16 protein-coding genes are annotated in these 11,339 nt (G+C 62.6%); 10 read left to right on the forward strand and 6 right to left on the reverse strand.

Going from position 1 to position 11,339, the window contains the following annotated elements:
• Positions 1 to 3: 3 nt before the first annotated feature.
• Complete coding sequence (trmD, locus tag CXR43_RS02840; protein ID WP_103332503.1) at positions 4 to 834, forward strand: tRNA (guanosine(37)-N1)-methyltransferase TrmD; 831 nt, start codon at positions 4 to 6, stop codon at positions 832 to 834.
• Here trmD and CXR43_RS02845 read toward each other — a convergent pair.
• Positions 831 to 1,724 (reverse strand): DMT family transporter, encoded by an 894-nt coding sequence (locus CXR43_RS02845; RefSeq protein ID WP_210402049.1) that lies wholly within the window; start codon positions 1,722 to 1,724, stop codon positions 831 to 833. The genes trmD and CXR43_RS02845 overlap by 4 nt on opposite strands.
• 297 nt (positions 1,725 to 2,021) lie before the next feature.
• On the opposite strand from CXR43_RS02845, the gene rplS reads away from it, so the two are divergent.
• From rplS to CXR43_RS02860, 3 genes are all read left to right on the forward strand, one after another.
• Entirely contained in the window at positions 2,022 to 2,396 is a 375-nt protein-coding gene (rplS, locus tag CXR43_RS02850) for a 50S ribosomal protein L19 (protein ID WP_103332504.1), read from the forward strand.
• Positions 2,397 to 2,407: 11 nt separating this feature from the next.
• Positions 2,408 to 2,629, forward strand: coding sequence for a 50S ribosomal protein L31 (gene rpmE / locus CXR43_RS02855; protein WP_103332505.1), 222 nt, complete (start codon positions 2,408 to 2,410; stop codon positions 2,627 to 2,629).
• 170 nt (positions 2,630 to 2,799) lie between these two features.
• Positions 2,800 to 3,609 carry a division plane positioning ATPase MipZ gene (locus CXR43_RS02860; RefSeq protein ID WP_103332506.1) on the forward strand — a complete coding sequence of 270 codons (810 nt, stop codon included), beginning with the start codon at positions 2,800 to 2,802 and terminating at the stop codon, positions 3,607 to 3,609.
• On the opposite strand, the gene CXR43_RS17820 is transcribed toward CXR43_RS02860, so the two are convergent.
• On the reverse strand, positions 3,593 to 3,745 hold the full coding sequence (locus CXR43_RS17820; protein ID WP_168219726.1) for a hypothetical protein: 153 nt from the start codon (positions 3,743 to 3,745) through the stop codon (positions 3,593 to 3,595). The genes CXR43_RS02860 and CXR43_RS17820 overlap by 17 nt on opposite strands.
• A gap of 206 nt (positions 3,746 to 3,951) precedes the next feature.
• Here CXR43_RS17820 and CXR43_RS02870 point away from each other — a divergent pair, with 206 nt between their 5' ends.
• Positions 3,952 to 5,460 (forward strand): malonate--CoA ligase, encoded by a 1,509-nt coding sequence (locus CXR43_RS02870; protein ID WP_103332508.1) that lies wholly within the window; start codon positions 3,952 to 3,954, stop codon positions 5,458 to 5,460.
• On the opposite strand, the gene CXR43_RS02875 is transcribed toward CXR43_RS02870, so the two are convergent.
• Positions 5,445 to 5,870, reverse strand: coding sequence for an ArsR/SmtB family transcription factor (locus tag CXR43_RS02875; RefSeq protein ID WP_103332509.1), 426 nt, complete (start codon positions 5,868 to 5,870; stop codon positions 5,445 to 5,447). The two genes, CXR43_RS02870 and CXR43_RS02875, sit on opposite strands and share 16 nt — an antisense overlap.
• 246 nt (positions 5,871 to 6,116) lie before the next feature.
• On the opposite strand from CXR43_RS02875, the gene CXR43_RS02880 reads away from it, so the two are divergent.
• The 5 genes from CXR43_RS02880 (at position 6,117) to CXR43_RS02900 (ending at position 8,718) form a co-directional block, all read left to right on the forward strand.
• Positions 6,117 to 6,470, forward strand: coding sequence for an AtpZ/AtpI family protein (locus CXR43_RS02880; protein ID WP_103332510.1), 354 nt, complete (start codon positions 6,117 to 6,119; stop codon positions 6,468 to 6,470).
• The gene (locus CXR43_RS02885; RefSeq protein WP_103332511.1) at positions 6,463 to 7,212 is read left to right on the forward strand and encodes a F0F1 ATP synthase subunit A; all 750 of its coding nucleotides are present in this window, start codon (positions 6,463 to 6,465) and stop codon (positions 7,210 to 7,212) included. The genes CXR43_RS02880 and CXR43_RS02885 overlap by 8 nt, the downstream gene beginning before the upstream one ends.
• Before the next feature lie 52 nt (positions 7,213 to 7,264).
• The gene (locus CXR43_RS02890; RefSeq protein ID WP_103332512.1) at positions 7,265 to 7,504 is read left to right on the forward strand and encodes a F0F1 ATP synthase subunit C; all 240 of its coding nucleotides are present in this window, start codon (positions 7,265 to 7,267) and stop codon (positions 7,502 to 7,504) included.
• 82 nt (positions 7,505 to 7,586) lie between these two features.
• Positions 7,587 to 8,156, forward strand: a complete 570-nt coding sequence (locus tag CXR43_RS02895; RefSeq protein ID WP_103332791.1) for a F0F1 ATP synthase subunit B' — start codon at positions 7,587 to 7,589, stop codon at positions 8,154 to 8,156.
• A gap of 4 nt (positions 8,157 to 8,160) precedes the next feature.
• Positions 8,161 to 8,718, forward strand: a complete 558-nt coding sequence (locus CXR43_RS02900; protein WP_103332513.1) for a F0F1 ATP synthase subunit B — start codon at positions 8,161 to 8,163, stop codon at positions 8,716 to 8,718.
• A 53-nt stretch (positions 8,719 to 8,771) separates the two neighbouring features.
• Here the strand turns inward: CXR43_RS02900 and CXR43_RS02905 are convergent, their stop codons facing one another.
• The 3 genes from CXR43_RS02905 to CXR43_RS02915 all read right to left on the reverse strand — a co-directional run bounded on the left by CXR43_RS02905 (position 8,772) and on the right by CXR43_RS02915 (position 11,309).
• Entirely contained in the window at positions 8,772 to 9,539 is a 768-nt protein-coding gene (locus CXR43_RS02905; protein ID WP_103332514.1) for an FCD domain-containing protein, read from the reverse strand.
• Between the two features lie 132 nt (positions 9,540 to 9,671).
• A complete protein-coding gene (locus CXR43_RS02910) occupies positions 9,672 to 10,325 on the reverse strand; it encodes a YiaD family glycine zipper/OmpA-like lipoprotein (RefSeq protein ID WP_103332515.1) in 654 nt (217 codons plus the stop codon).
• A gap of 117 nt (positions 10,326 to 10,442) precedes the next feature.
• Positions 10,443 to 11,309 carry a methylated-DNA--[protein]-cysteine S-methyltransferase gene (locus CXR43_RS02915; protein WP_103332516.1) on the reverse strand — a complete coding sequence of 289 codons (867 nt, stop codon included), beginning with the start codon at positions 11,307 to 11,309 and terminating at the stop codon, positions 10,443 to 10,445.
• Positions 11,310 to 11,339 lie beyond the last annotated feature (30 nt).

Consider the following 11,339-nt stretch of genomic DNA (forward strand, 5'->3'; position numbering starts at 1 on the left):
CGCATGTCTGACGAGCTTCCCGATGAGGCGGCCCTGTCGCGTGCGCCATCCCGGTCGCACGGGCGGCTGTCGGCCAAACCGGTGCTGCGCCCGCGCGATCTGTTCGACGATGCCCGCGCGGTGCGCGGTGCCTGGCTTGCGCGGGTCATCACCCTGTTTCCGCAGGCCTTTCCGGGGGTGTTGGAACAGTCCCTGACCGGCAAGGCGATGGATCTGGGGCTGTGGCGGCTCGAAACCTATGATCTGCGCAGCTTCGGCATCGGCAAGCATCGCAATGTGGATGACACGCCAGCCGGAGGCGGGGCCGGCATGGTGCTGCGCGCCGATGTGGTGGACGCAGCCATTACCCAGGCAAGCGCGGGGGCGAATCCCGACCGCGCCCGCTGGCCCGTGGTGTACCTGTCGCCACGCGGCACGCCGTTTGATCAGGCGATGGCGCGGCGCTTTGCGGGCTGTGACGGGCTGACGCTGTTGTGCGGGCGCTTTGAAGGCGTGGATCAGCGGGTGCTGGATCACCATGCGGTGGAAGAGGTGTCCTTGGGGGATTTCGTGCTGACCGGCGGCGAGATCGCGGCGCAGGCCATTCTGGATGCCACGGTACGGCTGTTGCCCGGGGTGCTGGGCAATGCCGAAAGCATCGAAGAGGAAAGCCATTCCAACGGGTTGCTGGAGCATCCGCATTACACGCGCCCCCCGGTCTGGGAGGGACGGGAAATTCCGCCGGTGCTTCTGTCGGGTGACCATGCCAAGATTGCCAAATGGCGCCGCGCAGAGGCCGAAGCCCTCACAGCAGAGCGCAGGCCCGACCTTTGGGCGCGCAAGACCCGCGGTTAACGCGTGCGCCCGGCCCTGATGGCCACCGCAACCCCGGCCGCCAGCACCATGGCCATGCCCAGCAGGCTGAGCGGGGCAGGCACATGGTCAAAGGCCAGCCAGCCCAGTAGCCCGGCCCAGACCAGATGCATGTAATTCACCGGGGCAAGCAAGGCGGGCGGGGCCTGACGATAGGCCATGGTGAACAGGAAATGCCCGGCCGTCGCCACCACCCCCAAGGCCCCGATCAGCGCCAGGTCTGACAGGGGCGGCATTGTGGCGGGCAGCGATTGCACGGCCATGACACAAAAGATCACCAGCCCGGCCACGGCGACATGAAACAGCATCGACATCGTCGATTCCGTCCGGGCCAGAACCCGCGTCATCAGGTGATAGGCCGTCGACAGGGCGGCGTTCATCAGCGCAAAGATCACCCCCCAGGTGTCGAGCCCGCCCCCCGGACGCATGACCAGAATGACGCCCCCAAAGGCCAGAACCGCGCCAAACCAGGCCGCAGGATGGACCTTTTCCTGCAACAGCGGTCCTGACAGCAGCATCACCAGAATCGGGGCCAGATAGATGATCGCCACCGTTTCGCCCACCGGCATCCGCTGCAGCGCAAGACCCATGGTAAGCGAGGCCAGCGCCAGAATGATGCCTCGGGTCACCACCCAGCTCCTGCGCTGCGCCTGCCACAGGCCAAATCCATGCCGCGGCATCATGAACAGCATCAGCAGCACGACGTTCACCAGATAGCGCCCGGTCTGGACAAAGGCGATGGGGTAGCGCTCGACCAGATATTTGGTCAACGTGTCGCCAGCGGCGAACAGGAAGACGGCACTCATGACGAACAGCACGCCTTTCAGCGCGCTTCCCCCGGCGGTTTTGTCCATGTGTTCGGGAATCTCCATTGCGGGGTTCTTTTCTGCGCAAATGCCGCAGGGTGCAAGCCTGTGCCACTTGACCGGTTGCCATGATTGCCCCTATACGCGCCTGTCCGGGACCGGAATGGTCCGTCGGACCCGATTCCTGTTTGCCTTATCCCGGGTTTCTTCCCCGGTGCGCTGGCCGACAGGGCGGTTGCTATGGAAAAGCTGGCCTGATCTCTGGCGGGCTCATCGCATGCGATGGGGACCCGGTGAAGACCAAGAGCTCTGAGGCACGGCATCACCTCTGCGGACCCACCGCAGGTTGCGAAAGGACCAGGCATGAACCTGATCGCCCAACTCGAAGCCGAGCAGATTGCTGCGCTTGGCAAGACCATCCCGGATTTCAAGGCCGGGGACACTGTCCGCGTCGGTTTCAAAGTGACCGAAGGCAGCCGCTCGCGTATCCAGAACTACGAAGGCGTCTGCATTGCCCGTCAGGGCGGCGCGACCATCTCGGCATCCTTCACCGTGCGCAAGATCTCGTTCGGCGAAGGCGTGGAACGCGTGTTCCCGCTGTATTCGACCAACATCGACTCCATCGATGTGGTGCGTCGCGGCAAAGTCCGTCGCGCCAAGCTGTATTACCTGCGCACGCGCCGCGGGAAATCGGCACGTATCTCGGAAGATACGACCTATAAACCGAAATCTGAATAAGGATCGGACCGATGAAAGAAGGCATTCACCCCGACTATCACTTCATCACCGTGAAGATGACCGACGGTTCGACCTATCAGACCCGTTCGACCTATGGCAAAGACGGCGACAGCCTGGCGCTCGACATCGATCCGCTGGCGCACCCGGCCTGGACCGGTGGCAACGCCAAGCTGATGGACACCGGCGGCCGTGTGTCGAAGTTCAAGAACAAATACGCTGGTCTGGGCTTCTGATCCCGACCTTTCGTATGATGGAACAGCCCCGCTTTTGCGGGGCTTTTTCATGTTCTGACGCCACAGGTTCAGAAAGCAATGATCCTGACCGCGCCGGGTTTGCCTTCGCGCTTCCCCTTGGGCGGCAACCCGCCTAAAAGAGCGGACAGACTGTGGCAAAGGGGCAAGGCATGGCGCATATCATCGTCGTGGGCAACGAAAAGGGCGGGTCGGGCAAATCGACCACCTGCATGCATGTGGCCACTGCCCTTGTGCGGCAAGGCTTCCGCGTCGGCGGGCTGGATCTTGACCTGCGGCAGAAATCCTTTGGCCGCTATGTCGAGAACCGCCGCGCCTATCTTGCCCGCAGCGGGCTGAACCTGCCCACCCCCGATTACCGCGACCTTCCCGAGGTGGACGAATCCACGCTTGCCCCCGGCGAAAATCCGTTTGACGCCCGCTTGTCGGCGGCCGTGGCCGCCCTCGACCCGGTGTCGGATTTCATCATCATCGATTGCCCCGGCAGCCATACCCGGCTGTCACAGGTGGCCCATTCGCTGGCCGACACGCTGATCACGCCGCTGAATGACAGTTTCATCGACTTTGACCTGCTGGCGCGGACCGATCCGGAAACCGGCAAGGTCAAGGGACCGTCGATCTATTCCGAAATGGTCTGGAATGCCCGCCAGTTGCGGGCACAGGCGGGGCTGAAGCCGATCGACTGGATCGTGCTGCGCAACCGTCTGGGTGCGCAGCAGATGCATAACAAAAAGAAGGTCGGTGCCGCGCTGGAAGAACTGTCCAAGCGCATCGGGTTTCGCGTCTCGCCCGGGTTTTCCGAGAGGGTGATCTTCCGCGAGCTGTTTCCGCGCGGGATCACCTTGCTGGATCTCAAGGATACCGGCGTTGACCAGCTGAACATCTCGAACATCGCGGCACGGCAGGAAGTGCGCGACCTGATGCGCGAGCTGCGCCTGCCGGGCGTTACACCGGAGTTCTGATAAAGAGCGTGGCCCGCACTTCGCGCCGTGCATCGCGCGTGCCAATGCGCGTCAGGCGATGGTAAAAGAAGTCATCATCGTTGGCCTTTGGGGCAAAAAAGCCGAATTTTTGAAACAGCGTAAGGGCGTAGGTCATATCCGGCTCCTGAAGTGATGTGTTATCCCCGCTGATGACAAGGTTACTGGGGCTTGCGGCAAAATCACGGCGGGCTGTGGCCCAAGGCAAGGCATTTTGGCGGGTAAACTCTGGCAGCCCAAAATTGTCACAAAGCGCCGCCCGCCATGCCCATTGGGCTTGAGCCAATCCGGCGGCAATGCCACAACATGGCCCGGAGGACCGCCATGCCCAATACCTTGTTTGACAGAGTGTTCGCGCCACTTGCCGGGCAAGACCGGCCCTTGCTGCATCTTGCGGACGGCAGCCAGATCTCTGCGTCTGCCTTTGCCGTGCTGGTGGCGCGGCTGGCCGGCGCGCTGGTGGCGCTTGGGGTGCAACCGGGTGACCGGGTCGCGGTGCAGGTGGCGAAATCGCCCGAAGCCCTTGCGCTCTATGGGGCCACTGTCGCGGCGGGGGCGGTGTTTTTGCCGCTGAACACCGGCTATACGGCGGCGGAACTGGATTATTTCATCGGCAATGCCACGCCTCGGGTCTTTGTCGGCGACCCGGCGCAGGCGGCCGCACTGGACCCGTTGTGTGCCACACATGGTGCGCGGTTTATGGGCTTGTCCGGTCACGGCAGCGGCAGTCTGATGGATCTGGCCGCGCGGCAGGAGGCCGCCTTTGCGCCGGTGGACCGGTCCGGTGCAGATCTGGCAGCGATCCTTTACACCTCTGGCACCACGGGCCGGTCCAAGGGGGCGATGCTCAGCCATGACAATCTGCTGTCCAATGCCCGGGTGCTGGCCGAGCTGTGGCGCTTTACCGATGCGGATGTGCTGCTGCATGCGCTGCCGATCTTTCACACCCACGGGCTGTTTGTCGCATCGAATGTCAGCCTGCTGACCGGGGGACAAATGGTGTTCCTGCCCGGATTTGACACAGAGGCGGTGATTGCGGCCCTGCCGAAATCCACCGCGATGATGGGGGTGCCCACCTTCTACACCCGCCTGCTGGACGACCCGCGCCTGACGCGCGATCTGGTCGGGCATATGCGGCTGTTCATCTCCGGCTCGGCCCCGCTGTTGTCAGAAACCCACATTGCGTTCGAGGACCGCACCGGCCTGCGTATTCTGGAACGCTATGGCATGACGGAAACCAACATGAACACCTCCAACCCCTATGACGGGGAGCGTCGGGCGGGAACGGTGGGGATGGCCCTGCCGGGGGTGGAGGTGCGGATCATGGCCGATGGGCAGGAGGTGGCACCGGGCGAGGTCGGCGTGATCGAGGTGCGCGGCCCCAATGTGTTTCAGGGCTATTGGCAGATGCCCAACAAGACCGCCGAAGACCTGCGCCCCGATGGCTGGTTCATCACCGGCGATCTGGCCACCCGCGACCCTGATGGCTATGTCACCATCGTCGGCCGCGCCAAGGATCTGATCATCACGGGCGGTTACAACGTCTATCCCAAGGAAGTCGAGGAGTTGCTGGACACATTGCCCGGCATCGCCGAAAGCGCGGTCATCGGCGTGCCGCATCCCGATTTCGGCGAGGCCGTCTTTGCCGTCTTGGCCCGGACAAAAGCTATGGCACCGGAACTTGATCAGGTCCGTGCCGCTGTCGCCGCCTCCTTGGCCAAATTCAAACACCCCAAGGGGTATGCGGTGGTCGACACATTGCCACGCAACACCATGGGCAAGGTGCAAAAGGCCGAGTTGCGCAAGACACACGCCCGTCAGTTCACATCCTGACCGCCGCCATTTTCGGTCTGCACCTGTCCCGGGCTCCGGGGCAGCGCCCCGGCGCTGTCGGCATCGTCGCCGTCACCAGACAATTCCCCGGCCAGAAACCGCTCGAACGCATCCAGATCGACCGGTTCGAACTGGCCGAACCCCTGCATCCAGACCGAGGCCGCGCGCAGGGCATCCGGTTCCAGCTTGCACCAGATCACCCGGCCGCGCTTTTCACGGCTGATCAGACCGGCATCTGTCAATACGGTCAGATGTTTCGAGATTGCCGCAAGGCTCATCCTGAACGGCTCTGCCACATCGGTCACCGCCATGTCATCTTCCAGCAGCATCGCCAGGATCGCCCGCCGGGTGGGGTCGGCGAGGGCGGCAAAGACCCTGGACAGCAGATCGGGGGAAAGCGCATCGGTCATGGCCAAACCATGGGCAGGCTTTGGTAAAAAGATCAACCATCCGGTTGAGGGTTTTGCGCCGCGACGGGCGGCCTTTTGAAAATCAACTGATCAGTTGAATATACCACCATGGCCGGTTCAGGGGATGCAAGGCGGGCGCGGCACAGCCCTTAGGATTATAAGTATCTGATTTTAAATAATATTGTCCTGCCGCATGTCGGCTTGACTCGGGCCTTCTCTGCCATTAGCACCGCAGCAACCATCTTCATGGGGGCAAGGCTGGTGTCCGACCCGCAAGATCCGTCCGATAGCGCCCGGTTAAAGGCGTTGGAGGCCCGGATTTCAGCGGCAAAGGCTGCAAGCGAACCGACGCCTCATATGAAGAAAGACTATTCTCAGGCACAGGTCGCCTGGCGGATGGTGATAGAGCTTGTGGCCGGTCTGTTGATCGGTTTCGGCATCGGATACGGGCTGGATACCCTGCTGGGGACCATGCCGATATTCCTGGTGCTGTTCATCGGGTTCGGTCTGGCTGCGGGGGTGAAAACCATGCTGCGGTCGGCCAATGAAGTGCAGGAACGCCGGCTGGCCCAGGACGCAGCCGAAAAGAGGGATGACTGACGTGGCGGAAGAAACAGGCTTGGTGTTCCACCCGATGGACCAGTTCATCGTCAAGCCGCTGTTCGGCGACGGCCCGGTGATGTGGTACACGCCGACCAACGCAACCTTGTGGATGCTGCTTGCCGTCGTCTGCGTGGTTGCCCTGTTTGTGCTGGGGACGCGCGGCCGTGCCGTCATCCCGACGCGGCTGCAATCTGTGGCCGAAGTGTTCTATGGGTTCATCTACAAGATGGTCGAGGATGTAACCGGCCATGACGGGGTGAAGTATTTCCCCTGGATCATGACGCTGTTTCTGTTCATCTTCTTCTCGAACATGCTGGCCCTGATCCCGACCGCCTTTGCGCCGACCTCGCATATCGCGGTCACCGCCGTGCTTGGTTTTGGCGTGTTCATCGCCGTCACGGTGATCGGCTTTGTCAAGAATGGCGCATCCTTCCTCGGGATGTTCTGGATGAAAGAGGCCCCGCTGTTCTTGCGCCCGATCATCGCCGTGATCGAAGTCATCTCGTATTTCGTGCGGCCGGTCAGCCATTCCATCCGTCTTGCGGGCAACATCACCGCTGGCCATGCCGTGGTCAAGGTTTTCGCGGCCTTCGCAGGCATCGCCTTGATCGCGCCGGTTTCCATCCTTGCGATCACCGCCATCTATGCGCTTGAAGTGCTGGTGGCCGTGATCCAGGCCTATGTCTTCACCATCCTGACCTGTGTCTACCTCAAGGATGCGCTGCATCCGGCCCACTGACACGCGCTCGACACTCTCAAAGAAATCCAAATTCCATCGTAAGGAGCATCACATGGAACTCGCAGCAGCAGCCGCACTCGGCAAATACATCGGCGCCGGCATCGCAGCCATCGGTGCAGGCATCGCAGCCGTCGGCGTGGGCAATGTCGCCGCCAACTATCTGGCTGGCGCTCTGCGCAACCCGTCGGCAGCCGCATCGCAGACCGCGACCCTGTTCATCGGTCTGGCCTTCGCCGAAGCTCTGGGCATCTTCGCCTTCCTCGTCGCCCTCCTGCTGATGTTCGCAGCCTGATCCTTATTGACGTCTTGCGAAACAGGGGTGCAGCGCAATCGCGTTGCCCCCTTGAGTTTCAAAGGGTCCGATGGAGGACATGATGGCTACTGAAACACTCGCAGATGGTGTGGTGCAGGGCGGGGCCGCTGTTGGGTCCTGCCTTGGGCTTGACGGCAGCGCCATCGGCATGCCGCAACTGTGCACCGACTGGATGCCGAACCAGATCTTCTGGCTTCTGATCGCCTTGATTGCGATCTACTTTTTCCTGTCGCGGATCGGTCTGCCGCGGATCGGTGCCGTTCTGGCCGAGCGTCAGGGCACGATCACCAATGACCTTGCCGCAGCCGAAGAAATGAAGCTGCAGGCCGTTGCGGCCGAGCGTGCCTATGTCGAGGCGTTAGAGCGCGCCCGGGCGGATGCGAACAAGATTGCGGCAGAAACCCGGGCCGATATCCAGAAAGATCTGGATGTCGCACTGGCCAAGGCTGATGCCGAGATTTCTGCCAAGACCACAGAGTCCGAGGCCCGCATCGCAGAGATCCGCGCCGGTGCCATGGACGCGGTGACCCAGGTTGCCAAGGACACGGCGAAGGAACTGGTTGCGGCCTTGGGCGGTTCGCCTGATGCCCGCGCCGTGACGGCAGCAGTATCTGCCCGGCTGAAAGGGTAAGGCGATGACCAGACTGACAACCATTGTGCTGGCCCTCGCGGCAAGCCCGGCCTTTGCGGCGACAGGTCCGTTCTTCAGCCTGCGCAACACCGACTTTGTCGTGTCTATCGCTTTCCTGGTGTTCATCGGCATCCTGCTGTACTTCAAGGTTCCGTCGCGGATCACGGGGATGCTGGATGCGCGTGCGGTGCAGATCAAGGCCGATCTGGAAGAAGCCCGCGCCCTGCGGGATGAGGCCAAGGCTTTGCTCGCGTCCTATGAGCGCAAGCAGAAAGAGGTCAAGGAGCAGTCCGATCGCATCGTTGCCGGCGCAAGGGCAGAGGCCGAATCTGCCGCGCTGCAGGCAAAGGCCGATATGCAAAACGCGATTGCGCGCCGTCTGGCCGCTGCCGAAGAGCAGATTCAGGCCGCCGAGAATTCGGCTGTGCGGGCTGTGCGCGAAGAGGCGATTTCGGTTGCCGTTGCGGCGGCGGGCGCGGTTCTGGCCAAGCAGATGACCGCCGAGAACGCGCAGGCCTCCATTGATGCCGCGATCAAGCAGGTCGATGCAAAGCTGCACTGACAGGCCATCAGGCCCGATCTGACAAGAAAGCCGGCCATCAGGCCGGCTTTTTTCTATCGGGTCCGTTCGTGCTCAAAGCGTTGCTGCGCGATGACCTCGTTCCGTTCGGCCTTGATCTGATCGGCCAGCGACAGTTCGACATAGGTCAAATGCGCCTCGACCGCGGCGCGGGCGGCCTGCGGGTCGCGTGCCTGAAGCCCGACGTTTATGGCCCGATGCTGATCCAGCAGCATGCCCCGGGTGGTGCGGTTGCGGAACATCATCTGGCGATTGTAAAAGACCCCCTGCCGCAGCAAATCATACATGGACCGCATCATGTGCAGCATGATCACGTTGTGGCTGGCCTCGATGATGGACAGATGGAATTCGGCATCCAGCCCGGCCTCGTCGGTGGGGTCGCGCTTGAGATGCGCGGCCTCCATCTTCTGAAAAATGGCGTCGACAACCTTCAGATCGGTGTCCGACGCCAGTCGCGCCGCACGCTCGGCCGCCAGCCCCTCCATGTCGCGGCGAAAGGCGATATAGTCGAACACCGCCTCTTCATGGCTGGCAAAAAGCTGGACCAGCGCATCGGAAAAGGCCGAACCCAGCACCTCGGCCACATAGATCCCGGCCCCGGCGCGGCTGATGAGCAGGCCACGGGCCTGCAGATCGGCGACAGCGTCGCGCAAGGAGGGCCGCGATACCCCCATGCGATCTGACAGTTCCCGCTCGGATGGAAGCCGTTCGCCCGGGCGCAGGATGCCGCGCAAGATCAGCTGTTCGATTTGGCGCACAACCGATTGCGACAGTTTTTCGGTCTGAATTCGTGTGTAAGGCATAACCCCGGGAACCTGCGTGTATTGGTCAGAATCTATGACCACCGGCCAGTCTTCTCAAGCGCAATCTGTCTGCGCGTCGCGCAACAAAAAAGGCCGCCCCTTGGGGCGGCCCTTTCCCGCACTGTGCGGAGCTTAAGACGTTGGCCGGATGATGATTTCCACCCGGCGATTTTGGGCGCGACCATCTGCCGTGGCATTGGACGCAATCGGCTGGTCAAAGCCACGGCCGATTGTGGTGATCCGTCCAAACGGCACACCGTTCTGGGTCAGCACGCTTGACACCGCACTGGCGCGGCGCTGTGACAGATCGTAGTTATAGGCTGCCGTCCCGGTGTTGTCGGTGTGGCCGATCACTTCGATCCGGCTGTTGGGATAGCGCAGCAGGCTGGTGGCGACGCTGCCCAGATCAGACCGCAGGTCTGGCCGAAGCGAGGCGCTGTCCACCGCAAACAAAAGATCCTGCGGCATGTTGACGGTCAGATAATTGCCGTTGTTGGTCACCGTGACATTGGGGTTGTTGATCGAGCCGCGCAGTTCTGCGGCCTGACGGTCCAGCGTGGCACCGATGGCCCCACCGGCAACGGCCCCAATCACGCCACCCACGGCCGCCTTGGCCAGACGGTCGCTGCCCGAGCTGGCCCCGGCTGCGGCCCCGACCAGGCCGCCCATGATCGCCCCTTGCTGGGCGCGGGCGTTCGGGTTGTCGGGGTAGGCATTGGGGTCAACGCATGCGGTCAGCGCCAGAAGCGATGCCGCGGAAAAAAGAAGGGGGGTCTTGAAGATCATTTCTGCCGCCTCATGAATATTATGCCCTGCGAACGTGGTCCGCAGAATGCTAGCAATGTATATCAACGCTTAAGGTCGCCAGAAAGTTCCCATCTGCCTTGCGCAGATTTCCGCGCATCACACTGTAGTGTCCTCCAAGGTGGCATCCGCGCGTGCGGCTTCATAAGCCAGCATGGCACGCTTGACCGGCAGTCCCCAATGATAGCCGCCCAAGGCCCCGCTTTTGCGCAAGGCGCGGTGGCAGGGGATCAGCAGGCTGATCGGGTTTCGCCCGACCGCCGTGCCAACGGCCCGCACTGCCTTTGCATGGCCGATGACGGTTGCGATGTCGCTATAGGTGGTGACATGGCCCGAGGGGATCTGCAGCAGGGCCTCCCAGACCTTGATCTGAAACGGGGCGCCGATCAGGAACAGCGGCGTATCGCCATTCTGGCCGGGGCGGGCGCCAAAGGCCTGCAAGGCCCAGGCCCGCAGAAAGCCGGGGTCATGGATGAACCGGGCCTTGGGCCACCGGCGCAGCAGATCGTCCAGCGCGGCCTCTTCGCCGGTTTCGGCGGCAAAGCCGATGCCGCAGATGCCGCGCTCGGTGCCGGTCACGATGGCGCGGCCAAACGGGCTGTCAAACCAGCCATGACGGATCGTCAACCCCTCGCCAGCGCGGGCAAAGTCTCCGGGCGTCATCGCCTCCCAGGTCAGGAACAGGTCGTGCAGGCGGCCAGAGCCCGACAGGCCCGCACCATCGGCGGTCGCAAGCGTGGTGTGGCGCGTGGCCAGCAGGGACTTGGCGTGATCCAGCACAAGATATTGCTGATAGCGCTTGGGGCTGACCCCGACCCAGGCCGAGAACAGCCGCTGGAAATGCGCCGCACTCATGCCCATGCGGGCGGCCAGTGCCTCCAGCGTCAGGCCCGGGCCGGCCCTGTCGATCTCGCGGATGGCGCGGCCTATGACGTTGTAATGATAGTCTGGTGACAGGTCTGACATGGCGGCCCTCCTACACCGTCAGTCTATGAG

Source organism: Pseudotabrizicola formosa, from assembly GCF_002900965.1.
Classification (GTDB): domain Bacteria; phylum Pseudomonadota; class Alphaproteobacteria; order Rhodobacterales; family Rhodobacteraceae; genus Pseudotabrizicola; species Pseudotabrizicola formosa.